Source organism: Streptomyces flavovariabilis, assembly GCF_000725785.1.
GTDB lineage: Bacteria > Actinomycetota > Actinomycetes > Streptomycetales > Streptomycetaceae > Streptomyces > Streptomyces hawaiiensis.
In genome coordinates this window covers 16,516-39,218 of sequence record NZ_JNXD01000037.1, presented here as the reverse complement: position 1 = coordinate 39,218, position 22,703 = coordinate 16,516, and the positions used below count along the sequence as shown (strand labels likewise).

Annotated in this window: 16 protein-coding genes; 1 reads left to right on the top strand and 15 read right to left on the bottom strand. The window is 69.7% G+C overall.

Going from position 1 to position 22,703, the window contains the following annotated elements; translation table 11 throughout:
- Positions 1 to 7: 7 nt before the first annotated feature.
- From IO24_RS0138215 to dxs, 14 genes are all read right to left on the bottom strand, one after another.
- On the bottom strand, positions 8 to 1,897 hold the full coding sequence (locus tag IO24_RS0138215) for an anthranilate synthase family protein (protein ID WP_078899562.1): 1,890 nt from the start codon (positions 1,895 to 1,897) through the stop codon (positions 8 to 10).
- A 29-nt stretch (positions 1,898 to 1,926) separates the two neighbouring features.
- A complete protein-coding gene (locus IO24_RS0138210; protein WP_031144179.1) occupies positions 1,927 to 2,550 on the bottom strand; it encodes an isochorismatase family protein in 624 nt (207 codons plus the stop codon).
- A gap of 106 nt (positions 2,551 to 2,656) precedes the next feature.
- Positions 2,657 to 3,829 (bottom strand): 3-deoxy-7-phosphoheptulonate synthase, encoded by a 1,173-nt coding sequence (locus IO24_RS0138205; protein WP_107063111.1) that lies wholly within the window; start codon positions 3,827 to 3,829, stop codon positions 2,657 to 2,659.
- Between the two features lie 45 nt (positions 3,830 to 3,874).
- Entirely contained in the window at positions 3,875 to 4,336 is a 462-nt protein-coding gene (locus tag IO24_RS0138200; protein WP_031144175.1) for a PhzA/PhzB family protein, read from the bottom strand.
- Between the two features lie 420 nt (positions 4,337 to 4,756).
- On the bottom strand, positions 4,757 to 6,868 hold the full coding sequence (locus IO24_RS0138195) for an MMPL family transporter (RefSeq protein ID WP_031144173.1): 2,112 nt from the start codon (positions 6,866 to 6,868) through the stop codon (positions 4,757 to 4,759).
- Positions 6,869 to 7,129: 261 nt separating this feature from the next.
- A complete protein-coding gene (locus tag IO24_RS45420; protein ID WP_157851335.1) occupies positions 7,130 to 7,276 on the bottom strand; it encodes a hypothetical protein in 147 nt (48 codons plus the stop codon).
- Between the two features lie 199 nt (positions 7,277 to 7,475).
- The gene (locus IO24_RS0138185; protein WP_031144169.1) at positions 7,476 to 7,985 is read right to left on the bottom strand and encodes a PhzA/PhzB family protein; all 510 of its coding nucleotides are present in this window, start codon (positions 7,983 to 7,985) and stop codon (positions 7,476 to 7,478) included.
- Between the two features lie 181 nt (positions 7,986 to 8,166).
- A complete protein-coding gene (phzG, locus tag IO24_RS0138180; RefSeq protein WP_031144167.1) occupies positions 8,167 to 8,817 on the bottom strand; it encodes a phenazine biosynthesis FMN-dependent oxidase PhzG in 651 nt (216 codons plus the stop codon).
- A 28-nt stretch (positions 8,818 to 8,845) separates the two neighbouring features.
- Complete coding sequence (locus tag IO24_RS0138175; protein ID WP_031144166.1) at positions 8,846 to 9,682, bottom strand: PhzF family phenazine biosynthesis isomerase; 837 nt, start codon at positions 9,680 to 9,682, stop codon at positions 8,846 to 8,848.
- Between the two features lie 215 nt (positions 9,683 to 9,897).
- Positions 9,898 to 11,121 (bottom strand): FAD-dependent monooxygenase, encoded by a 1,224-nt coding sequence (locus IO24_RS0138170; RefSeq protein ID WP_031144164.1) that lies wholly within the window; start codon positions 11,119 to 11,121, stop codon positions 9,898 to 9,900.
- 195 nt (positions 11,122 to 11,316) lie between these two features.
- Positions 11,317 to 12,216, bottom strand: a complete 900-nt coding sequence (locus IO24_RS0138165) for an aromatic prenyltransferase (protein ID WP_078899560.1) — start codon at positions 12,214 to 12,216, stop codon at positions 11,317 to 11,319.
- 199 nt (positions 12,217 to 12,415) lie between these two features.
- Positions 12,416 to 14,398, bottom strand: coding sequence for a 4-hydroxy-3-methylbut-2-enyl diphosphate reductase (gene ispH / locus IO24_RS47285; protein ID WP_078899559.1), 1,983 nt, complete (start codon positions 14,396 to 14,398; stop codon positions 12,416 to 12,418).
- Positions 14,399 to 14,407: 9 nt separating this feature from the next.
- The gene (gene ispG, locus IO24_RS0138150) at positions 14,408 to 15,544 is read right to left on the bottom strand and encodes a flavodoxin-dependent (E)-4-hydroxy-3-methylbut-2-enyl-diphosphate synthase (RefSeq protein WP_031144160.1); all 1,137 of its coding nucleotides are present in this window, start codon (positions 15,542 to 15,544) and stop codon (positions 14,408 to 14,410) included.
- Between the two features lie 7 nt (positions 15,545 to 15,551).
- Positions 15,552 to 17,513, bottom strand: coding sequence for a 1-deoxy-D-xylulose-5-phosphate synthase (gene dxs, locus IO24_RS0138145; RefSeq protein WP_045297212.1), 1,962 nt, complete (start codon positions 17,511 to 17,513; stop codon positions 15,552 to 15,554).
- A 1,398-nt stretch (positions 17,514 to 18,911) separates the two neighbouring features.
- On the opposite strand from dxs, the gene IO24_RS0138140 reads away from it, so the two are divergent.
- The gene (locus IO24_RS0138140) at positions 18,912 to 20,054 is read left to right on the top strand and encodes an AfsR/SARP family transcriptional regulator (RefSeq protein WP_234335376.1); all 1,143 of its coding nucleotides are present in this window, start codon (positions 18,912 to 18,914) and stop codon (positions 20,052 to 20,054) included.
- A 133-nt stretch (positions 20,055 to 20,187) separates the two neighbouring features.
- Here IO24_RS0138140 and IO24_RS0138135 read toward each other — a convergent pair whose 3' ends face one another.
- Positions 20,188 to 21,684, bottom strand: a complete 1,497-nt coding sequence (locus IO24_RS0138135) for a prenyltransferase/squalene oxidase repeat-containing protein (protein WP_234335375.1) — start codon at positions 21,682 to 21,684, stop codon at positions 20,188 to 20,190.
- Positions 21,685 to 22,703: the final 1,019 nt, after the last annotated feature.

The window sequence follows — 22,703 nt, the reverse complement described above, 5'->3', positions numbered from 1 at the left end:
CGGAGTTTCACTCGTCGAGCACCGCCCGCAGGGCCTCGGTGAACAGCCGGGGCCCGTCGACGGTGAGCACGGACTCGGCATGGAACTGGAACGAGGCGAAGTGCGGGCCGTGCAGCATGTCCACCTCCCCGCTGGCCGGGTCCCGGCTGACCCGGACCCGCCCCACCCCGGGCACGTCGCGGTCGTCGCTGCGGCTGACGGCGGCGAAGGTGTTGTAGTACCCCACCCGCTCGGGCCGGCCGAAGAGGTCGATGCTGCGCTGCACGCCCTGGTTGGGCTCGGTGCGCCGCACCAGGTCGAAGCCGAGCCTGAGGCTGAGCACCTGGTGGCTCAGACAGACCGCGAGGAAACGGATCCGCTCGTCCAGCAGCCTCGCCACTGCCGCGTTGAGCGCCGCGATCTTCGGATCGTCGCCGGCGAGGGGATCACCCGGACCGGGCCCCATGACCACCAGGTCGTACCCGTCGAGGGCGTACGGCTCGTCGTAGCGCAGGACCTCTGCGGTGGGCCCGAGCGCTTCCAGCTGCTGCACGATCATCGCGGTGAAGGTGTCCTCGGCGTCGACCACCAGCACCTTCAGCCCCTCCAGCGCGGGCACGGTCAGCGAGCGGGCGCCCGTTGACGCCAGCCAGAAGTCGGCGATGCCGGTGTTACGGCTGCGCAGGGCGTCCCGCACCACGGGATGATCGGCGAACCGGGGGGCGGCCGGTGCCGGCATGTCGCCAGGCCCCGGTGCCGGCCCCGTGCCGGGATCCGCGCCCAGCGCGTCGAGCAGTCCGGCCGCCTTGGCCCGGGTCTCGGCCGCTTCCGCTTCCGGGGACGAATGGCGCACCAGGGTCGCCCCGACGGCGATGGCCATGCGTCCGTCCGGCGCGATGTCGGCGGTGCGGATCAGGATGGCCGAGTCCAACGACCGGCTGCCCGACGGCTCGCGGCTGATCAGCGCGGCGACTCCGCTGTAGTAGCCGCGCCCCTGGGGCTCGTGCCGTGCGATGACCCGGGCCGCGCTCTCCACCGGGCTGCCCATGACGGTCGGCGCGAACAGGCTCTCGCGCAGGACCTCCCGTACGTCCCGGCGGGTACGGCCCTCGATGAAGTACTCGGTGTGGGCCAGCCGCGCCATCTCCTTGAGGAAGGGGCCGGTGACCCGGCCGCCGTCCTCGCAGATGCGGGACATCGTCTTGAGCTCCTCGTCGAGCACCATGTACAGCTCGTCGGTTTCCTTGCGGTCCCTCAGAAACGCGGTGAGGCCGTCCAGGGTCGGGCCGCCGGGCGGGTAGCGGTAGGTGCCGCTGATGGGGTTCATCACGGTGTGGCCCTCATGCACCGAGATGTGGCGCTCCGGGGTGGCTCCGACGAACGCCCGGCCGTTCACGTGGACGGCGAACGTCCAGTAGGCGCTCGGCTCCAGGGCGATCAGCCGCCGGAAGACGGCCAGCGCGGTGTGCGCCGACTCGCCGCCGAGGTCCGCCAGCAGCGTGCGCTTGATGACGAAGTTGGCCCCCTCGCCGCTGCCGATCTCGTCCGCGACGACGTGCCGCACCACGTCGGCGTACTCCTCGTCGGACAGGTCGAAGTGGTGCCCGGACAGGGCGACAGGGGTGTCGGGCAGCCGGGAGAGGACGTCCGGCATCGGCAGGACGGCCTGCTCCCTGACGGTGAGGGCGATCAGCGGTGCCCCGTCGTCCGGAGCGGCGAGGCCCCGCTCGGCGAGTTGCCGGTAGGGCACCAGGATCAGCGCGTCATGGGTCGTGGCGTCCGGCGGGCCGGCCAGATCGGGCAGCGGCAGGCCGGCCAACGAGGTGGGGTGCGAGACATCACCCAGCAGGACGTCGACCGTGCCCGGGGTGTTCGTCTCCGGCCGGTGCAGCAGCGCGAAGTCGGGTGGTGCGGGCATGGCCAGCAGCCGGTCGAGCAGATCGGCGGTCACTCGAACACCTCCGCGCTCAGGGTGACCATCCCGCACCGGCCGGCCACGTAGTCCAGCGTGAGTCGATGCTGCTCGGCGGAGAAGTCGGCGACGGCGTCGGCGGCCAGGAACACCTGGATGTCGTGGCTGAACGCGTCGATCGCCGTGGCCAGCACACCGATGTGGGCGTAGACCCCGCACAACACGAGCTGGTCGCGCCCCTCGGCCCGCATCCTCTCCAGCAGACCGGACCGGAAGAAGGCGCTGTAGCGCCGTTTGGTCAGCACCCAGTCGTCCTCGGTGGGGGCCAGCTCCGGCACGACCTCCCGGTCCTCGGGAGAGGTGCGCATGCCCGGGCCCCAGAAGTCCCGCAACAGCCCGCGGTCCTGCTGTGTCATCCCGCCGGGCTGCGCCGAGTAGACGACCGGGGCTCCGAGGCTCGCGGCCCGCTTGCGCAACAGCGCGGCGTTGTGGACGAGCTGGGAGCGCAGCGCGTCGGGCACCGGACGCAGGAAGAAGCGCTGCATGTCGTGAACCATCAGAGCCGCGCGACCGGGGTCCGGTGTCCAGTCGGCCACATTGGCCGGCAGGCTGTCCGCCGTCGGCATGGCGTACGGGGCGATGGCAGGTATGCCAACCACGAGTCGGCTCCTTTTCAAAAGACGGTGGGGACGAGGTCCGGAGAGGGGAACGGGCCCGCGACGCCGCCCGGGTGCGCTGGAGTGCCCGGCACCGCGGCGGCGTCGCTCAGAGAGTCCTGGCCCACGCCGATACGAGACGCATGGCCTGTCCCGAATTGAGCCGGGGATCGCAGAACGTGGTGTGCCGGTCGCCCACCATGCCGAGTTCGGAGACGTCGGCGGCGCATTCGGTGACGTCGTCCGGGGTCGTCTCCAGGTGCAGCCCACCGTTGATGCCGTCGACCGCCGCCATGACGTCGCTGAAGCCTTCGACCTCGGCGATCATCGCGTCCAGCAGCCGGGTCTTGTGCCCGTCGGGACTGGTGATGGTGTTGCCGTGCATGGGGTCGCAGAGCCAGATCGCGGGGTGCCCGGCCGCCCGTACCGCCTCCACCAGCGGGGGGAGTCGGCGCGAGACGAATCCGGATCCCATCCGGGCGATCAGGACGAGACGACCGGGCACCCGTGCCGGATCGAGCCGGGCGGCCTGGGCGGTGACGTCCTCGGTCGTCACGCCCGGGCCGACCTTGCAGGCGACCGGGTTGACGATGCCGGCCAGCATGCGGGCGTGGGCGCCGTCCGGTTGACGCGTCCGCTCTCCGATCCACGGCAGGTGCGCGGAGCCGAGGAACTGCTGGTCGGCTCCCGCCGGCCTGAGCATCGGTAACTCGAAGTCGAAGAGCAGCGCCTCGTGGCTGGTCCACACCCGTTCGGCGTCCTGGCGGCCCGCGTTGACCGCAGCGAGCTCGCGTACGACGTCCTGGGCGGCCCGGTAGCACGTGAGAATGCGTTCCGGGTCCGGGCGCCGGACGTCGGGGTCGGGTTCCGGCCCGTTGACCATGTGACCGCGGTAGACCGGGAGGGTGATGTCGCCGACCTGTTCCACCGGCTTGGAACGGGGCTTGGCGAACTGCCCGGCGATCCGCCCGATCCGGATGACGGGTGCGTCGGTGACCGTGGTCACGGCATGGGCGAGGCTATCCAGCAGCGCCGTCTTGCGCCGGACGTGGTAGGGCGTCGACTCCGCCGGGTCCTCGGCACAGTCGCCGGCCTGGAGGACGTGCGCCGCGCCCGCGGCCACGTCGGCGAGCAGGCGCCGTAGTCGTGCCACTCCGTCGGCGGTGACCAGCGGTGGAGAGGCGCTGAGGGTGTCCCGTACTCGCTTTACCGGGCCGGGGTCCCCCCACTGGGGCTGCTGAAGAGCCGATGACGCGTGGATGTCCTGGACTGTCGTACGCACGGTCTCCCCCTGTGGGCTCGAGGATCGACGGTCGGGCGGAGGGCGTCAGGTCGGGATGCCCTCTCGGCGGACCGCGGGGACGTCGATGCCCAGTGCCCGGAACTGCTGGCAGGGGTTCATGAACTCGCGCTGCTGCTTGATCTTGCCGTTCTCGAACAGGAACGAGTGCAGGAAGTGGTTGCGGTAGTGCCCCGCCGGATAGCCCGGGAAAAGGATCTTGCCCTCGCCATCGCATTCGACCCAGAACCGGTTGGGATCCTGGGTGTCGAAGATCTCGATGTTGATCCACGCCCAGTCCGGGAAGCACTTCAGCGACCAGACGGCGTGCTCGCCGAGCCGGTCCCGGCCGCTGATGACGATGGGTTCGCCGGTCTCGGTGGTCCACAGGCCGCCGGTGCCGTCCTCCGTGAACAGCAGGTGCCGCTCAAGGCGATCCTGTCCGCGGGTGTTCATGTACTGCGCGACGACAGCACGGTTGTGGTCGCGTACCTCATTGTCGTCGGACATGGGCGGCCTCACTTTCCACTGCTTGGGTGGTCGGAGCTGCATGCTGATCGTGCGCGCATCCTTGGCGACCACCGCGCTGCCGTGGGTCTGCCGGGGAATGCCCGGGCGGAAACCGGCGTACGGCCGTGGTCGAAGGTGGGGCACAACCGCGTACCACCGTGGGACAACGGACTTGTGAAGCTCTTGGCAGGCGGACGGGTCGCTCCGGTCGCACGGACGGAGAGGTCCGGGTGCTCGGGCGTGCTCCGCGAACGGCCGGTCAGCGGTGTCCGGACAGCCCTGTGCGGGGCAGTCACACGGGCGGAACGGTGAACGGCACGGCAAAGGGCGGGCGATCGCCCGCCCGCCCTCCGGGACGATCCCCGCACCCGTTCCTCGGGCCTCCCGGCAGACGCCGGAAGGCCCGTGGTGGATCGGTCGTCACGTGCCCCTGAGAGCGGGTTCGAGGTCGGGCCCGCCCGCGGGCGACTCGGGAGTGTCCCGCTGCTTGAACAGCTTGCTGGGCCACCACATCCAGCGGTCCACGTCCAGGGTCAGTGCGGTGACCAGCACCGAGCGGACGATCATGGTGTCCAGCAGTACGCCGAACGCCACCGCGAACCCGAGCTCGGCCGCGAAGACCAGCGGCAGGGAGGCCATCGCGGCGAAGGTGCCGGCCAGTACCAGACCCGCCGAGGTGATCACGCCGCCCGTGGTGGACAGACCCGTCAGCGCGCCACGTCGGGTGCCGTGCAGCAGCGCCTCCTCGCGTACCCGGGTGACGAGGAAGATGTTGTAGTCGATGCCCAGGGCGACCAGGAACACGAACGTCAGGAGCGGGAAGGAGGCGTCCGCTCCGGCGAAGCCGAACACGTGGTTGAACATCAGGCTGCTCACGCCGAGGGCCGCACCGAACGACAGCACCACCGTCGCCATGAGCAGCAGGGGTGCGACGATCGCCCTCAGCAGTACCGCGAGGATCAGGAACACCACGACCAGCACGATGGGGATGATCACCTTGGAGTCGCGGGAAGCCGCTTCTCGGGTGTCGAGCATGATCGCCGTGTTGCCGCCGACCTGGGCGTCCGCGCCCTCGACGGCGTGGACGGCGGTCCTGGCCTGCTCGACGGTGCCCAGCGCGGCCGTGCTGCTGGGAGCGTCCTCGAGCTCCCCGAGGATGAGGGCCTGACCGTCCTTGACCGTCGGTGGTGAGACGTTGGCGATTCCTGGGACGCCGGAGAGCGCGGTGCTCACCTGCTCGGCCGAGGAGGCCTCGGCCACGACGTAGACGGGGTCGCCCGATCCGGCCGGGAAGTGCTCGGCCTGGATCTCCTCGCCGACGGCCATCTGCGGCTTGTTGGTGAACTGGTCCTTGTTGGAGAGCCCGTCCGCCTTGAGCCCGAACGCTCCGATCGCCATGACGGCGAGGAGGAGCGTGGTGCCGATCCACACGATCCGCGGCCGGCGGGAGACGGCGGTGCCGACCCGGTCCCAGACGCTCTCCTTGGTGACCTCGCTCGACCCGTACGACGGCTTCACGGGCCAGAAGATCCAGCGGTCGCAGATGACCAGCAGGGCCGGCATCAGGGTGACCGTGGCGAGCAGTCCGACGAGGATGCCCACGGCACAGGCCGGCCCGAGCCCCTGGGTCGAGTTGAGGGTGGCGAGCATCAGCAGCATCAGGCTGACCGCCACGGTCGCGGCGCTGGCGACGATGGCGGGGCCGGAGCGGTGCAGGGCCTCGGCCATCGCCTCGTGCCGGTCCTCGTGCCGCCGCAGCTCCTCCCGGTACCGCGAGGTGAGCAGGAGTGCGTAGTCGGTGGCGGCGCCGAACACCAGGACGGTCAGGATGAAGTTGGTCTGCGTGTTGGCGACGAGCCCGGCGTGCTTCGCCAGCAGATAGATCACCGCCTGCGCGGTGACCAGTGCGCTGCCCGCGGTCAGCAGGGGCAGCAGGGGCAGCAACGGACTGCGGTAGGTGAGCAGCAGGATCACGACCACGACCAGGGCCGTGATCGCTGTCAGGACACCTTCTCCGCTGAAGGCTGTGATCGAGTCGGACGCATAGCCGGCCGGTCCGGTGACGTGAAACCCGAGACCGTCGGCGTTCTTCTCGCCGACCTCGGTCATCTCGCCGACGACCTCGTGGATCCCTTCCCAGCCGCTGTCGCCGTTCCGGACCTGGACCACGGTCTGGATGGCCTTGCCGTCCTGGGACTTCAAGGGGCCCTGCGGCTGCCCCACCACCATGTCGACGCCCTTGAAGGCTTCGGCGTCGGCCTGGGCCTTGGCCATGTCGGCCGCGGTGACGCCCTCGGGGCGGTCGTAGACGACGATCGCCGGCACGGTGTCGGCGGGCTGGAACTTCATGGCCCGCTCGACGACCACGGTCGACTCCGCGTCACCGGGCAGCCAGGCCGCGCTGTCGTTCTCCTGAACGTCGCCGAGCTTGCCGGCCAGCATGAGGGCCGGGATCAGCAGGGCCACCCAGAGGGCGAGGATGACCCATTTGGCCACCCTGCCACTGGGTAAGGACGTCAGTTTTCGCATCATGTGAATTTCCTCAGCGATGGGTCGACATGAGAGTGCTTGCCGGGACGGGCGACGGCGTCGATCCCGCACAGGTGGTCGCCGTGACACCAGGGCCGGCGCTGCCGAAGGCCCTTGACGAGCGCGGCTGCGGCGAGCAGGCGGGCCGCCTTGTCCCGGCCGTGGAGCGGCCGCAGGGCCCCGGCCGGCTGAGTCGAGGGCACCGCGGAGCGCGGCGGCCGGGAACGCTCCTGCGGAGCCTCGGGGAAGGAGCAGGCCGGCGGTTCAGTCAGCCATGGCCCCCGCGGGGTTGACGGCGACGGCCGATGGCGGCCCGCCGGCGAAGACCCGGTTCACCGCGGTCCGCACCAGGTCGGCGGTGTCGATCCGCCCCGGGCTCGGTGCCTGGTTCCTGGTCGTTGGGTGGGGCACTGTGGGGCCTCCCGTCGAGGACGTCTTCCGAACTGGGGGCGGCCCAGGCACTGGGAGTGTGACATCCGCTCCAGACGTCATCTATATCACTTGAAGGAGACTGCGGTGCCGGGCCGGCAGGGCGCGAACGACCAGTGGTAACTGATCCGGCCAGAAGGGCTGTTGGAACTTTCGGCGGCGGCGCCCGGCCGTGCTCCGGTCAGGAGGAGGGGATCCAGTCCCGCTTGATGTGCGGTGTCTCGATGCTGAGGGCACGCATGTGCTCGATCGGGTTGGTGTATTCGCGGCTGGAGACGATCCGTCCGTCGCGCAGCGTGAAGCCGTGGATGAAGTGGTTGCGGTAGCGGCCTTCGGGATAGCCGGGGAACCGAATCGTTCCTTCGCCGTCGCATTCGACCCAGATGACCGCCGGATCCTGCGTCTCGTAGATGTGCACGTCGATCCACTGCCAGTCGGGCAGCACCTCGAGGGAGAGCTCGCCGTGCCGCTTCAGCTTCTCCCTGCCCTGCACGAGGATGGGCCGGCCGATGTCGGTGTTGAAAAGACACGCGGAACCGTCTTCGGTGTAGAGCGTGTACCTGCGCAGCCGGGCTTCCGCGCCGGTCTCCATGTACTGCTCCACGGCACGCCGGTTGCGGGCCCGTAGGTCGTGGTGGTCGGTGAACACCGCTGCGGCGGTGCCGGGCTGGGGGTGCCGTGACGAGGTCATGGCGTCTCCTCGCGGGTCGGTGGGGCCTTTGCGGCCTGCTCGAGGTTGCGGCCGGTCACGGGGGACGGAGAGGAAAATGGCGTGTTAGAGCTGCCGTTCTCCGCCCGGATCCCCACCCTCACCGGCGCCGGGTGACCGACGCCGGTGAGAACTCCGGGACTTTGCGGACACGGCCTGGGGCTCAGGGCTGCAGCCGGGTCGCCGTCCAGCCCTCGGCGTCGCGTTCGTAACTCAGCCGCTGGTGCAGCCGGTCGTGCCGCGCGTACCAGAACTCGATCCGGGCAGCGGCCACGTGGTAGCCGCGGTACCGCTCGGGGCGTGGCAGCGGGCCGGGCACGTCATGCAGCCGCTCGGCCTCGGTCCGCATGGCCACCGCGTCCGTGAGCGGCTCGCTCTGGTGCGACAGCGTGGTCATCGGGTGGGCGGCCGGCGGACGCGCGTGCCAGAGTGCGTCGGACTCGGCTTCGGACAGCTGCACGACGGGTCCGCTGATGGTGATCTGCTGGCTGGTCTCCCGCCAGTAGAGCACCCCGGACGCCCACCCCGTCTCCGCCAGTTCGCGGCCCTTCCGGCTGGTGGCGTGCGTCTCGAAGACGAAGCCGTCGTCCGTCACCCGGTTCAGCACGACGATCCGGGTCGAGGCCTGGCCCGCCGCGTTCGCGGTGGCGAGGGCCATGGCCTTCGGCTCCCTGACGTCGTTCTCCTGTGCGTACGCCAGCCAGTCGCGCAGCATCGGGATCGGATCGGCCGGCGGGTCGTCGTACTCCTTGAAGACGAAGTCCAGCGACCCGGTGATGGACTCGGTTTTGCTGGCACTCCCGATCGCGCTCATCTAGGCACCTCCGATGCGTCATGCGTTGTCACACGTAGATCGTTCCCTGGGCGATGGTCACACCGTTGCCGCCCACATCGACCGAGGAGACCTCGTCACCCTCGCGCCGGGCGACCGCCTTCATCAGCGAGGGCCGGCCCAGTTCCACGCCCTGGAGGATCTCGATCGTCTGCCCGTGGTCGGCCAGGCCGTGCCGTGCCAGGTGCAGCGCGAGGGGACCGGCCGCCGAACCCGTGGCCGCGTCCTCGACCACGCCGTAGGCGGGCGAGAACATCCGGGTGCGCCACTGCCGCCCCGAGCCGGCGAAGCAGTTGGTCGCCATGTCGGGAAACGTGGCCAGCCGGCGGTGGTCCGGAGAGATCCGGGACAGCGCCGCCACGCTCTCCACGCCCACGAAGACGTGACGGGGGCCGTTGCGGTAGATCTCCACGGGCAGTGTCGAGGACTCGAGGCCGAGCGCGGCGAGCAGCTCGTCGGCGCGGTCGAACGGCTCCCAGGTGGGGACCGGCTGACGCATCCAGGCGGCGACGGCCTCGCCGTCGCGGCGTTCCAGCGTGAAGGGGATGGCACCCATGTGGGTTTCCAGCGACAGTTCGTTGCTCTTGGTGGCCGTGCCCAGAGCGATGGCGGTGCCCAGCAGCGGGTGGCCGGCGAACGGCAGCTCGTTGACCGGGGTGAAGATGCGGATGTGGGCGTCGCCGCCCGCCTTCGCACGCAGCACGAAGGTGCACTCCGAGAGGTGCATCTCCATGGCGATGCGCTGCATGGTGTCGGCGGAGAGGTCGTCGGCGTCGAAGAAGACCGCCACGGGGTTGCCCTCGAGCGGTGTGGTCGTGAAGGCGTCCACCACCGTGTACGCGTGCATGGTGTTCCTCTCTGGTGGGGTGAACGGGGATGGTTCGTACGGGCGGGGAACGGCCTGTCCGGATCGGCACCGGTTCCGCGCGGGACCGCATCGAGCCGGAGCGGGGCCGCACGGCGGGTGCGCCGCGCAGGCAGGCCGGAGCCGCGGGCGGGCGTGACCGGAACTCGCCGGCACGCCCGTCCGCGGCTTTGGCGGAGCGTCGGGCAGGCGCGGCGCTACGACCGCCCGGGCGGCGTCAGGGACGGACGGGCGTTGAGCTCGGTGACTTCGCCGTCGGCCTTCTGCCGGTACATCTCGGTGATGAAGGTGAGCTGCTCGCGATTGAGCAGCATGCCCCCGGCGCGCTCCATCATGCGGCCCGCCTGGACGACCTCCGTGGACGCGGGCAGGCGAGTGCGCTCGTAGGCGGCGAGCGCCGACACCGTGTCGCCGTCGGCCTGCGCCAGCTCGTAGGCGAGAACCCGCGCGTCGAGCACGGCCTGGGACGCGCCGTTGGCGCCGGCGGGATACATCGGGTGCGCGGCGTCGCCGAGCAGCGTCACCCTGCCGCGGCCCCAAGCGGCAAGCGGTTCGCGGTCGACCATGGGGTATTCCAGGATGCGGTCGCTGCGCTCCAGCAGCTCCGGCACGTCCAGCCAGCCCAGCGACCAGCCTTCGTAGTGGGCCAGCACCTCCTTCAACTGGCCCGTGCGGTGGTCGTCGACCGCGTCCACCGTGCCGTCCTCGGGGAGGGGGCCCGGTTCGCCGACGCGCACCAGGCAGACCCAGTTGGTCCGGTCCCGGCCGATCGGGTACGCGACCAGCGACGCCGTGCCGTCATGTGCGATCACCATGGAACGGCCGGTCAGGAAGGGCGGGACTCCTTCCGCCACGCCACGCCACATCCGCTGGCCCGACCAGGACAGGGGCCCCTCATCCGGGTGGAGCTGAGCGCGCACGGTCGAGTGCAGCCCGTCCGCGCCGACCAGCGCGTCGGCCTCGAGCGTCTCGACGGCGTCGGTCGCACGGTCCGTCACCCGGACACGGACGGTGTCCGGTCCCTCGGTGAAGTCCAGCAACCGGGTGCCGGTGCGCACGGCGTCGGCGCCGAGCCGTTCGCGGACGCGCTCCAGGAGCATCAGGTGCAGCTCACCGCGGTGGACGGAGTACTGCGGCCAGCGGTAGCCCTGGGCCAGGCCGCGCGGCTCGGTGAAGAGCTCGTCGCCGGCACTGTCGCAGAACATGTGCTCGCCCGTGGCCACGCCGATGTCGGCGAGGTCATCGCCGAGGCCGAGCTCCATCAGCTCGCGGACCCCGTGGGGGAGCAGGTTCATCCCGACGCCGAGCGGCTCGATGCGGCGGGCGCTCTCCACCACGACGGCGTCGATGCCCGCGGCGTGCAGGCTCAGCGCGGCCGTGAGCCCGCCGATCCCGCCACCGGCTATGAGTACGCGTGTCATCGCCGGACCCCCTCGACGTTCGCAGCCGCGGGGGTTTTTGGCAGGCTTGCGATCCGCGGCCCGAAGGGCAGTCGCGGACTCTCGGTTGTGGCGGCGCCTTCGTCTGCCTCGGTCATCCTCTGTCCCTTGTCCTCACTGGTTTCCTCGCTGGCAGGCCCGGGGCCTTTGACGGATCTCCGCGGCGACCCGTGGATGTCACGTCGCGGGTCGAACCCGGTCGGACAGCTTGGATGTCTTCTGATAGAACGTCGCGAGTTTGTAGAACTCCTCGCTCGGCGACAATGCGCCGGCGTAGGTGAGTACGCGCTCGCCGGTGTACGTGTACGGCGCGCTTTTCGCGAACTTCCCGATCTGCGGTTCGAACTGAGCGGGGAGTGCCGTCGGATCCGAGCTCCGGGCAGAGAAACAGATCCGCTCGGCCTTCGTGGAATCCCAGCCGAAGGTGGTGTACATCGCGAACGACGTCCGGATGAAGTCCATCAGCTGCTCGCTCGGTTCCGGCAGTCCGAACTTCTGAAGCACCGACTGGAGGGTCTGCGGTTCCTTGACTTCGGCGGGAATCCCGCTGAAGTACACATTCCACGTCCGGTGTGCGTAGTCGATGGCGATGGCCGACACCTTGTCGTCCAGGCCGTGGCTCGCGAAGAAATCGGCGTGCTCGGCCAGCGCCCGCGGCATGGACGGAATGCCGACAAGGGCTGACAGCCGCTGCAGATCGCCAAGAGGGAACGATATGTAGGTCTTCTTGAACCCGCCGACGATTCCGTAGTCCACCCCGTAACTGTCGACGGGGCACCGCTTCTGGACGTCCGAGAACAGGGTGCGGATGGGGTGATCCGTCTCTTCGACGAGGCCGTTGGCCAGCGCAATGGCATAGGGATCACCGGCAGCGGTGGGCACCGTGAAGTCGAAGGCGAGCTCACCCTTGTAGCGCTCGCCGGTCGCCATGCTGAAGACGATATGGGCGTCCGCGAGCCCGTCTCCGAAAGCGGCCAGGGCCGGCTGGACCTTGTCACGTGAGCAGGGCACATCCAGCAGCTGAGCCGTTTCCTCGATGGCCGAATATATGTCTGCCAGCTCAGAGGCTTCGGACATTTCCCCCTCCAAAGGTCAACCTAGTGCTACGCGGATGGACATCGGGATCGTCGCGTCCCCCGCTTGCCATCAGATTGGCGTCTGCTTGGCGACCGAAGGCGGGGGCGAGGGTGAGCAGGCGCCGGTCGATGACGGCGTACCTGCTCGTACCCTCCGGTGCCGTCCGGCGCATGCCCCTGCCGTCGTTCGCGCGGTGGCGTCAGCGGTCGCGGTAGGCCACCTGCTCCGCCATCTTGCCCAGGCGCTGCTGCCAGTCGTCCGCCAGCGGCGCCGTGTCGAGTGCTGTACGGGCGGTCGCGACGAGCCGGTCGATCTGCTGCTCGACGTCACGGCGTACGCCGGAGGCGAGCAGCGCCTCATGCAGCTCGGCCGCGTCCCAGTGGCCCTTCTTGCCGTCCGCGACCAGGCGCGCCACCCGGGAGTCCTTGGCGGCCGCCAGAGCGAGCAGCAAGGTCATCTTGTGTTCACTGACGTCCAGGCCGGCCGGCTTGCCGGTCGCCGCGGAGTCACCGAACGCGTCGAGCAGGTCGTCGCGCAACTGGAACGCCTCGCCGGCCGCGACGCCGTACTCCTCGAAGGGCACCTGCAGTTCGGGCCGCCCGGCGATGGACGCGCCGAGGGCGAGGGGGCGGTGGATGGTGTAGCGGCCGGACTTGCAGACCGCGACCCAGCGGGCCAGGTCCGGGTCCGGCGCCAGCTCGGCGGCCAGAGCGATGTCCAGCTGCTGGCCGATGATCATTTCGGTGACCAGTTCCGTCCAGATCTCCATCGCCGGGGCGGGCAGCCCGCTGGTGAGGCGGCCGGCGTAGCTGAGCGCCAGGTCACCGGCCAGGAGGGCGACGCCCTCTCCGTACCGGCGGGCCTCGCCGGCCCAGCCGCGCTCCGCATGCAGGCGGGCGTGGTGGGCGTGCACGGTCGGCACTCCGCGCCGGGTGGGCGAGTTGTCCATGATGTCGTCGTGGATCAGGGCGAAGGCGTGCAGCAGTTCCAGCCCGGCCGCCGCCGCGACGACCGTGTCGTCGTCCGCCGAACCGCCGGCCGCCAGGTAGCCGCTGATGCAGAACGTGGGGCGCAGCCGCTTGCCACCCGCCCCGACGAGTTCCGCTATCGCCTCGACCGGCACCGCCACGCGGGCATCGACGGCCCCCCAGCGCGCGGCCTCGGCGCTCAGCAGCTCCTGGATGCGGGCGTCGACCCGGGCGAGCAGTTCGGCGCAGGCATCGTCGCCGGCTTCGGCGGGCCCCGGCCGCTCCAGCTCCAGCGGCGGCCTGAACACGACGTTCTCGACGGCCGTCACCTCGGTTTCGATGTCGTTGAAGCCGAGGGTCGCGAGCCGCTCGACGACCTGCTCCACCAGCACCTCGGGCACGCTCGCCCCGGCGCTCAGCCCCAGGGTGCGGACGTCCTTCAGCCAGGCGGTGTCCAGATGGTCCACGTCGGGCAGCAGCCGGGCCTGTGCTCCGGCGGCCTGGGCGACCTCCACCATCCGGACCGAGTTGCTGGAGTTGGCCGACCCGACGATGAGCACGAGGTCGCTGCGCCTGGCGATCGCCTTCACCGCGTTCTGCCGGTTCTGGCTGGCGTAGCAGATGTCCTCGCTGCCCGGGCCGGTTATCCCGGGGAACCGCTCGCTGAGGATGGACACGATCTCGGCCGTGTCGTCCACCGACAGCGTCGTCTGGGTGAGATACGCGGCGGACGTGCCCGGCGGCAGGTCGAGCCGCCTGGCGTCATCCGCGTTCTCCACGATGACGGTACGGTCCGGAGCCTCCCCGTAGGTGCCCTCGACCTCCTCGTGATCGGCGTGTCCGATGAGGATCAGCGTCTGCTTGTCGCGGGCGAAGCGGCGGGCCTCCTGGTGCACCTTGGCGACGAGCGGGCAGGTCGCGTCGATGACCTTGAGGTCGCGCTGCTCGGCGTTGCTGCGTACCTGCGGGGACACGCCGTGCGCGGAGAAGATGCACACCGCCCCGTTCGGCACGTCGGTCTCCGAGTCGACGAACCTGGCACCCATCGTCTCGAGGCGGCGCACCACGTGTTCGTTGTGCACGATCTGCTTGCGTACGTAGACGGGCGCGCCGTGTATTTCGAGCGCGCGTTCCACGATGTCGATGGCCCTGTGCACACCGGCACAGGAACCGCGCGGCTCGGCGAGCAGGATTCGGCGTGGGGTGGGCGACATGTTTTCCCCTCAGGTCGCTTGGGACGGAACGTCATCGCTGCCGAGGGGGTCGATCCCCATCTCCTCGGCGATACGCATGGCCTCTTCGATCAGCGTTTCGACGATCTTCGATTCAGGTACGGTCTTGACGACCTCCCCCCTGACGAAGATCTGGCCCTTGCCGTTGCCCGACGCCACACCCAGGTCGGCCTCACGGGCCTCCCCGGGCCCGTTGACGACGCACCCCATGACCGCCACGCGCAGCGGCGCGGGAAAGCCGGACAGCGCCGCGTTGACCTCGTCGGCCAGCTTGTAGACGTCGACCTGGGCGCGGCCGCAGGAGGGGCAGGAGACGATCTCCAGGCCCCGTTCGCGCAGACCGAGCGACTCCAGGATCTGCAGGCCGACCTTCACCTCCTCCGCGGGAGGGGCGGAGAGCGACACCCGGATGGTGTCGCCGATGCCCTCGCTCAGCAGGGCACCGAAGGCGACGGCGGACTTGATGGTGCCCTGGAAGGCCGGGCCGGCCTCGGTGACGCCGAGGTGAAGCGGATAGTCGCACTGCTCGGCGAGCAGCCGGTACGCGTTGACCATCACGACCGGGTCGTTGTGCTTCACCGAGATCTTGATGTCCCGGAAGTCGTACTCCTCGAACAGGGAGCACTCCCACAGCGCCGACTCGACCAACGCCTCCGGCGTGGCCTTGCCGTACTTGGCCAGCAGCCGTCCGTCGAGCGACCCGGCGTTGACGCCGATCCGGATCGGCGTGCCGGCCGCGGAGGCCGCGGCCGCGATCTCCTTGACCCGGTCGTCGAACTGCTTGATGTTGCCCGGGTTGACGCGCACCGCCGCGCAGCCGGCGTCGATCGCCGCGAAGACGTACTTCGGCTGGAAGTGGATGTCGGCGATGACCGGGATCTGCGCCTTCTCGGCGATGGTGGACAGGGCATCGGCGTCGTCCTGCGTGGGCACCGCCACCCGCACCATCTGACAGCCGGAGGCGGTGAGTTCGGCGATCTGCTGCAGTGTGGCGTTGATGTCGGACGTCCGGGTGGTGGTCATCGACTGGACCGATACGGGGTGGTCGCCACCCACGCCCACCGATCCCACCTGCAGCGGACGGGACGGCCGCCGCTTGGCCAGCGGACGCGGTGGGGGCTGCGGCATTCCGAGCTCAACGTTCGGCACGGACCATGCTCCTCTCGGGCGGGGTGGGGGCCGGTCGGCCGTCACCGGGGTCGTCGAGGGGGCTGCGGGCGAACAGCGTGATGTCATCGGCCAGGTCCTGCGCGGTCAGTCCGATGTCGGCCAGAATCTCGGCCCGGCTCGCCTGCTCCAGGAACTCCTGCGGGATGCCGAAGGTGCGTACCGGTGTGCTGACGCCGGCATCGTTCACGTACCTGGCCACCGCGTCGCCCACGGCACCCACACGCCCGTTGTCCTCGACGACCACGACCCGGCTGTGCTCGCGGGCCGCGTCGAGGAGCGCGGGGTCCAGGGGCTTGACCCACCGGGGGTCCACGACGGTGACGCCGACGCCCTGCTCCGCGATCAGACGCGCGGCGTCGACACAGACGCGGGCCATGGAGCCGACGCCGACGAGGAGGACGTCCGCCGGCTCGCCGTCGACGGGGGACAGCCCTGCGAACCGTGTGAGCACGTCCATCTCGCCGAGCTTGCCGACGGCGTCGATGTCGTCGCCCACCGCTCCCTTGGGGAAACGGACCGCGGTGGGGCCGTCGCTCACCTTCACGGCTTCGCGGAGCAGCTCACGCAGCCGCGCCCCGTCCCGGGGGGCCGCGAGCCGCAGCCCCGGCACCAGCTGCAGGATCGACATGTCCCACATGCCGTTGTGGCTCGGTCCGTCGTTGCCCGTCACGCCCGCGCGGTCGAGAACGAAGGTGACGGGCAGCCGATGCAGGGCAACGTCCATCAGCACCTGGTCGAACGCCCGGTTGAGGAAGGTGGCGTACACCGCCATCACGGGGTGCAGACCACCCATCGCCAGGCCCGCCGCCGAGGTGGCGGCGTGCTGTTCGGCGATACCGACGTCGAACAACCGGTCCGGGTAGGCTTCGGCGAAGCCGGCGAGCCCGGTCGGGTGCAGCATGGCGGCGGTCAACGCCACGACGTCGGACCGCTCGGCTCCGATCTTCACCATCTCCGAGCCGAACACGTTGCTCCAGGAGGTGGCCGAGGCCGCCCGGGATAGGCCCGTCTCCGGATCGAAGGCGCCGGGCCCATGGAAGCAGTCCTCGGTGTCCCTCTCGGCCGGCGCGTAACCGTGGCCCTTCTTGGTGACACAGTGCACGATCACCGGGCGCCCGAATGCACGGGCCGCGCGGAGAGCCTCCTCGAGGCTGTGCACGTCGTGGCCGTCGACCGGCCCGACGTACTTGAGGCCGAGGTCCTCGAACATCGCCTGCGGGGCGAGGACGTCCTTGAGCCCCTTCTTCAGGGCATGCAGCGCCTCGTAGACGGCTGCGCCGGCCACGGGTGCCTGCGGCATCACCCGTTTCACCAGGCGCATCGCGTTCTCGTAGTCGGGGTCCAGCCGGAGTGACGCGAGGTGAGTGGCGAAGCCTCCGATCGTGGGCGAGTAGGACCGTCCGTTGTCGTTGACGACGATCACCACAGGACGTTCCTCGCACGCCGCGATGTTGTTCAGCGCTTCCCACGCCATGCCGCCGGTCAGCGCGCCGTCCCCGACGACGGCGACCACGCACCCGTCGAGGTCGAGCAGTTGGCGGGCCTTCGCGAGTCCGTCGGCGTAGGAGAGCGCGGTCGAGGCATGGGAGTTCTCGATGAAATCGTGCTCGGACTCGGCCCTGCTCGGATATCCGGACAGGCCACCGCGCTGGCGCAGCCGCTCGAAGCCCGCGCGACGCCCGGTCAGCAGTTTGTGCACGTAGGTCTGATGACCGGTGTCGAAGAGAATCTGGTCCCGAGGGGACTCGAATACTCGATGGAGCGCGATGGTCAGCTCGACGACTCCCAGGTTCGGCCCGATGTGTCCGCCGGTCTTGGAGACTGCGCTCACCAAGAAGTCACGGATTTCGGATGCGAGGTCCGGCAACTGTGAGGGCGCCAGCGACCGTAGGTCTTCCGGACTGTGGATCTTCTCTAGCAATTCCATGCGGATGCGGCTCTTCCGTGAGGCGTCCCGAGCTACGGCGACCACCATCTGCCGAAGGGCTTGCCTGGGACTGATGAGCGGGTTGGTGCTGACTTGGCGTTGAGTCGGCAGCAACCTGGCAGACAGTCCCGTCGAGGCATTCCGCTTGAAACCGGATGCACGTGCTTCAACCGTGGTTCTGCGAAGACAAGTTCATTCCGCTTGTGCTCTTGGTGCCGACCGGTGCGGTCAAGGTGTGCGGGGGGAGTTCGCCATGTGGCACCGGCCCGCCCTCTCGCCCGTGCCACGGCAGCCCGACGGGCAACCCCCTTGACTAGTGCCGCCCATCTCGGTGAACCTCTCCTTCGGGTGGGTTCGGCGTTCCGCACACGGGGGAAACGGCGGATCCACGCCAAAAGGGGGAATTGTGGTCACGGGCCAGGTAGGCCGAGCTGCGCCATGTCGAAAAGCAAGAGGTGGAGGGGCGAGAGAGGGATCGGGAAAAACTAGCTGCGGGCAACTATTATGCACGGCCTGCCACACGGGCCGAGAGCGGCGTGCTGAATCTGCCCACGCCACGCTCCGACTGCGACAGCGGTGCACACCCGGGGGATCGCGCGTGATACGGATTCGCGCGCTCCTGGGCATCCCCGCGCTCACGCGATTCCTGCCCCGGAATGCCGAGAGGCCGACCAGCCATCCTGCCGCGGGCGGAAGAGCGGACGAGGTCCGGCACCTGGTGAGAGCCAGACGCGGCGTTGCCGAGCCGGACGGCATGCGCGGGCTTCGCATCGGATCCCGCCCCGGCAGCGCCTGCGACAGTGACGTGCCCATCCGCCGTCATGGTGAGTTCCTTCCCCTGCGAAGTCGAGAACCCGGTGACGGCACCGCCACCCTCGGCCGGCTGGATCAGGACGAGGAGATTCCGCGGCACACGTGACCATCTGGGGTGAGACCAAAGACGCCCGCGAGGCTACTTCTCTCATGCCGCCCAACCGGACTCGCCACCGGGCGACTTGGTGGGCGGGGCTGCATCATCTCGCGCTCCTTCGGCAGCTCCCGTTCCCTCGGTGCCCCGGACACCGTCGAGTTCCACGAGGGCGCTCGTGCGCGAGCCGGCGATGTCCGGCATCTCGTGCGGACCGTGGGGCTGTTCGGCGCCCCCGCCCGCCGTCGGTGTCCCGGGCCGCGCACCGCAGGGCGTGGATGCCCCCGGCCGCCAGGTCCGCGCCCGCCGGAGCCTCTTCCACTTGCGTGCGCCGTTTCCTTGACAACGCAAATACCGCTTCTGCACTCCGGTAGTTCCGCTGCCTCGCAGCGTGTACGACCCCAATGTTGCGCACCCGGCTTGTTCAAGTCCAGGTGTCGACTTGAGTTTTTTCCCTGGGTAAGGAAAAGAAATTGCAGAGGAGTTCAGTCATGACGAACGAGCAATCCAACTGCGACACGATGGTCGCCGATCCTGTGACCGGCAATAGTTGCCGGATGTACGTCCTTCCCCGGCAGCGGCCGGGCGACACTATCGGCGACGCACCGCGCGTCGCCGAACTGAAGTGCAAAGTGGCCGAACTGGAGACCGAATTACGGGATCTCCGGCGAACGAACGACACGTTGAAGATGCACGTGGCGAAGGCTCTCGGGCTCCATCTCGATTCGCCGATCCCCGGCACCGGCTTCGAGACGACCGTCGGCAGGAAAGGCTCGAACGCTGCCGCGGTCTCCCGGCGTACCGCACCGGTCGCTGTCCGAGGGGTCGAGATACAGGTCCCGAAACCGACGGAGACGCCGCCGACCGGGGTGGAGTTCCGGGTGCTCGGCCCGGTGGAGGCGGCTGTCGCCGGCCGGCGGATCGATCTGGGAGCGCCGAAGCAGCGTGCGGTGCTCGCGCTGCTGGTCAGCCAGGTGGGTCAGCCGGTGTCGGTGGATGTGCTGCTGGAGGAGTTGTGGGACGGGAGCCCGCCGCCGTCGGCGATCACCTCGCTGCATGCGTATGTAGCCAACCTGCGCAGGGTGCTTGAGCCCGATCGGGCGCCACGGAAGCCGGCGAGGGTGCTGCGCACACGCGGCCGCGCCTATCTGCTGGACAGCCGCATGGTCCAGGTGGATGTCCATCGCTTCGGTGACCGCGCCATGGCCGGCTGGCAGGCACTGGATCGCGGTGATTCGCAACGGGCGCTGCGTGAGTTCGATGCGGGGCTGGCATTGTGGCGTGGGCAGGCCTACGCGGAGGTGGCCGACGCGACTCATGTGGCGCCGGAGGTCGTGCGGTTGGAGGAGTTGCGGCTGTGGGCGATCGAAGGGCGGTGCGCGACCCTGATCGCCATGGGGGCGCACGAGATAGCGGTGTCCGAACTGGCAGCCTTCACACAGGCCCATCCGCTCCGGGAATACGGCTGTGAACTGTTCAGTCTGGCGCTGTACCGGGCAGGGCGGCAGGCCGATGCGTTGGCGATGCTGCGAGCCCACCAGAAGCGGATGGCGGAGGAGCTGGGAATCGACCCCAGCCCGGCGCTTCGGCACCTCGAGCGGGAGATATTGCATCAGGCCCCGAGCCTGGGCTGAGAATCGCCCGCCGTCGGCCGCGAACATCTCGTTGCCCGCTTTCCCGGCCGGTGGACTTCGCGTGCTGCCTGCGGTGATGCGGCCTTCCGGCCGGTCGCCGCAGGCAGCGGCACGTCGCGGCTACCGGACTACCTCACACCGCGCCCTGGAGTTCAGCCGCCGTGCGCTGAACGCGGGAGCGGACGTGACCGAACGCCAGGAGCACGGAGATGTCGGTCAGGACGGGCAAGTGGTACGGGAACGGACGAGGGCCGACCATGTCGGGCGGGCCGTCGTACCCTCCGTCCGCGTTCTGGCGCGCGAGCAGCCAGGACATGGCGCGCCCGACGGGCCGGACCTCGGCCCCGTAGCACAGCGTGATCAGCGCGTAGGCGGTGCTGATCTCGTCGCTGGGATCGCCGGGCTGCATCCCCCAGCCGCCGTCGGGGTTCTGCGTCTCGTACACAGAGCGCTCGATCCGCTCGGCCATACCGGCCGTACGGCGGTCGTCCGGGTCCGCGGTGCAGGCGGCGAGACGGGCTCGGAACATCGTGTGCAGACGACTGCGGCTCCACCCCGGCTCGAAACCGCCGTCGGACAGCTGACTGTCGGCGAGGAACGCCAAGGCGCGTTCCCGGGCGGGTGCGGTGGAGGGATGCGGCGCGAGCGCGTTGACGGCCGCAGCCGTCATGCACGGCTCGGAGGCGGCGCCGGCCACATAGGTGGGGAACCCGCCGTCGGCGCCCTGCACGGCCAGCAGTGCGTCCACCCCGCGCCGCACGGTGCCGCCGTAGGAGACCGGATCGATCTCCTGCAGGAACTCCAGGACGCACGAGGTGCAGTCGACATCGTTCTGCGCCACGCCGGGGCCGATGGACCAGGCGCCGCTGAGCGCAGATCCGCGGGACAGCGAAAGGGAAAGAGAGCGCAGCGAGTCGTCGACCTCGTGGGCGGCGAGCTTCCCCGCGATCGTCTGCAGCAGAGCCGGTGGGGCGCCGGCGGCGGCGAAGGCTATCGCGGCGGTCGACGTGCACCAGTTCTGCATCTCCAGCACGAACGGGAAGCCGCCGTCGTCGCGCTGGTGCCGCAGCAGTGTTTCCAGGCCGCTGCGCACGGTCGCTTCCTGCCCGGGAACACCGGCGAGCCCGTGCAGCGACAGCAGGTGCAGCAGCACATAGCCCTCCCACACCGTCGTCGCCGGGCGGGTGGCGGTCAGTGTGTTCAGCGCGGCGGCGGTGGCCTCGTTGCTGACCCCTGCGGCGGAGGCGAGGATCAGCGTCACGGCGGCCTGCTGGACGGCGGCCCAGGAGTGCATGGGGTCGGTGGGGGCTTCTTCATCGGCCGCCGGCACGAGGCCGGGCGGCAGCGGGCACCCGAGCACCGACAACACGGCGTACAGCATCCGGCGGCGGCGGGCGGAGATGAACTCCGGTGCCGCGCCGAGCAGGGCGTCGGTCAGCTTGTCGATGAGGTCGGTGTCATCAGCGGGTGACCGGTCGGAGGCGCGCCCCACGGCGAGCGTGGCGAGGACGCGGTCGAACTCCCGCGGGGTGTCGAGGTGCGTTTGCAGGAAGGCGAGCACGCTGTCCCGAGCGGGCGAGGCCATGCCGATGCGCGTCATCAGCGTCAGGGCGAGCGCCGATTCCAGCACTCGGCTCTGACATTCCTCACGTATCGCGCCGTCGGGATCGACCCTGCTGCTGACATGTGCGACCAGCGCGGATGTGGCCTTGCGCACCTGCTCCGGGCTGACGTCCGAGGGCCACGGTAACGGGGCCGAACGCGGTGAATTCGGTGGCCTCATGTCATGCTCCTATCTGGGTGCCTGGGGTGGGTGATGGGCCCAAGGACGGCACTGCGTGACCGCCGAAAGCCGAGCGCCGGAAATTCCGGCACACCGTGGCATGCCGTGGCCGTCTGCTTTCGAGGGGAATGGCAAGAAACCAATGTCAATGCCGTAACAGGTCAAGCAGTTCGACATGGTTGGCGCATACGGATCGACGCTCGCGCCGAACCCTCCGGGCCGGGCCCAGCCGCCCCGCTCGTCGTGGTGTCCTCGTCGTGGCGCTCCATACGGCCAAGGTTCCGCCAGAGAGCTTGGTCGGCACTGTTCCGCGACTTGGCGCCGGCTTGGCAACAGGCCCATGCCGAAGATCGCCGGCTTCGGTACCCGACAGGGCGGAAGAATTCTCCCCTCGATGTTCCGAATGGGAAAAGTGAATAGCGCCCCGTTCCGGACGGCGAATAAAGCGAGCGGTGTGAGACGACCGGCAGGATCCGGCGGGCACGCAGCTCTCGCGGACGAGCGGTCCGGCCGCCGGCTGTGGACCGGGACGGCCCGCCCGCGCTACGGCGCCGTCGCCTGGGACACCGGGCCCGTCGGAGCGAGAGGGACGGGAGCGTTAGGTTGGGACCGGCCATGCGGGACCCCGTGAGAGATGAGAGGGACTGACGGGTGAGCGAGACACCACCGAACACCCTGCAACACCGCTTCGACGGACCGGAGGACGCCCCTGTCCTGATCCTGGGGCCGTCCCTCGGCACCACATGGCACAGGTTGTAGAAGCCGTCTTCCGGCGTCCACGTGGTCTACATCGCTGCTGTTCATGCAGGTGGGGCCTTTGTGGTCCAGGCACATCGATGGTGTTGGTGACAGCACGTGACACGTGA

Bases quoted from the DNA above. Each gene is read 5' to 3' on its own strand.
- IO24_RS0138185 (WP_031144169.1), bottom strand. From the start codon at position 7,985: ATGACCTCGTCACGGCACCCCCAGCCCGGCACCGCCGCAGCGGTGTTC.
- IO24_RS0138140 (WP_234335376.1), top strand. From the start codon at position 18,912: ATGACGAACGAGCAATCCAACTGCGACACGATGGTCGCCGATCCTGTG.
- IO24_RS0138165 (WP_078899560.1), bottom strand. From the start codon at position 12,216: ATGTCCGAAGCCTCTGAGCTGGCAGACATATATTCGGCCATCGAGGAA.
- ispG (WP_031144160.1), bottom strand. From the start codon at position 15,544: ATGCCGCAGCCCCCACCGCGTCCGCTGGCCAAGCGGCGGCCGTCCCGT.
- IO24_RS0138175 (WP_031144166.1), bottom strand. From the start codon at position 9,682: ATGCACGCGTACACGGTGGTGGACGCCTTCACGACCACACCGCTCGAG.
- IO24_RS0138170 (WP_031144164.1), bottom strand. From the start codon at position 11,121: ATGACACGCGTACTCATAGCCGGTGGCGGGATCGGCGGGCTCACGGCC.
- IO24_RS0138215 (WP_078899562.1), bottom strand. From the start codon at position 1,897: ATGCCCGCACCACCCGACTTCGCGCTGCTGCACCGGCCGGAGACGAAC.
- dxs (WP_045297212.1), bottom strand. From the start codon at position 17,513: ATGGAATTGCTAGAGAAGATCCACAGTCCGGAAGACCTACGGTCGCTG.
- IO24_RS0138195 (WP_031144173.1), bottom strand. From the start codon at position 6,868: ATGATGCGAAAACTGACGTCCTTACCCAGTGGCAGGGTGGCCAAATGG.
- IO24_RS0138200 (WP_031144175.1), bottom strand. From the start codon at position 4,336: ATGTCCGACGACAATGAGGTACGCGACCACAACCGTGCTGTCGTCGCG.
- phzG (WP_031144167.1), bottom strand. From the start codon at position 8,817: ATGAGCGCGATCGGGAGTGCCAGCAAAACCGAGTCCATCACCGGGTCG.
- ispH (WP_078899559.1), bottom strand. From the start codon at position 14,398: ATGTCGCCCACCCCACGCCGAATCCTGCTCGCCGAGCCGCGCGGTTCC.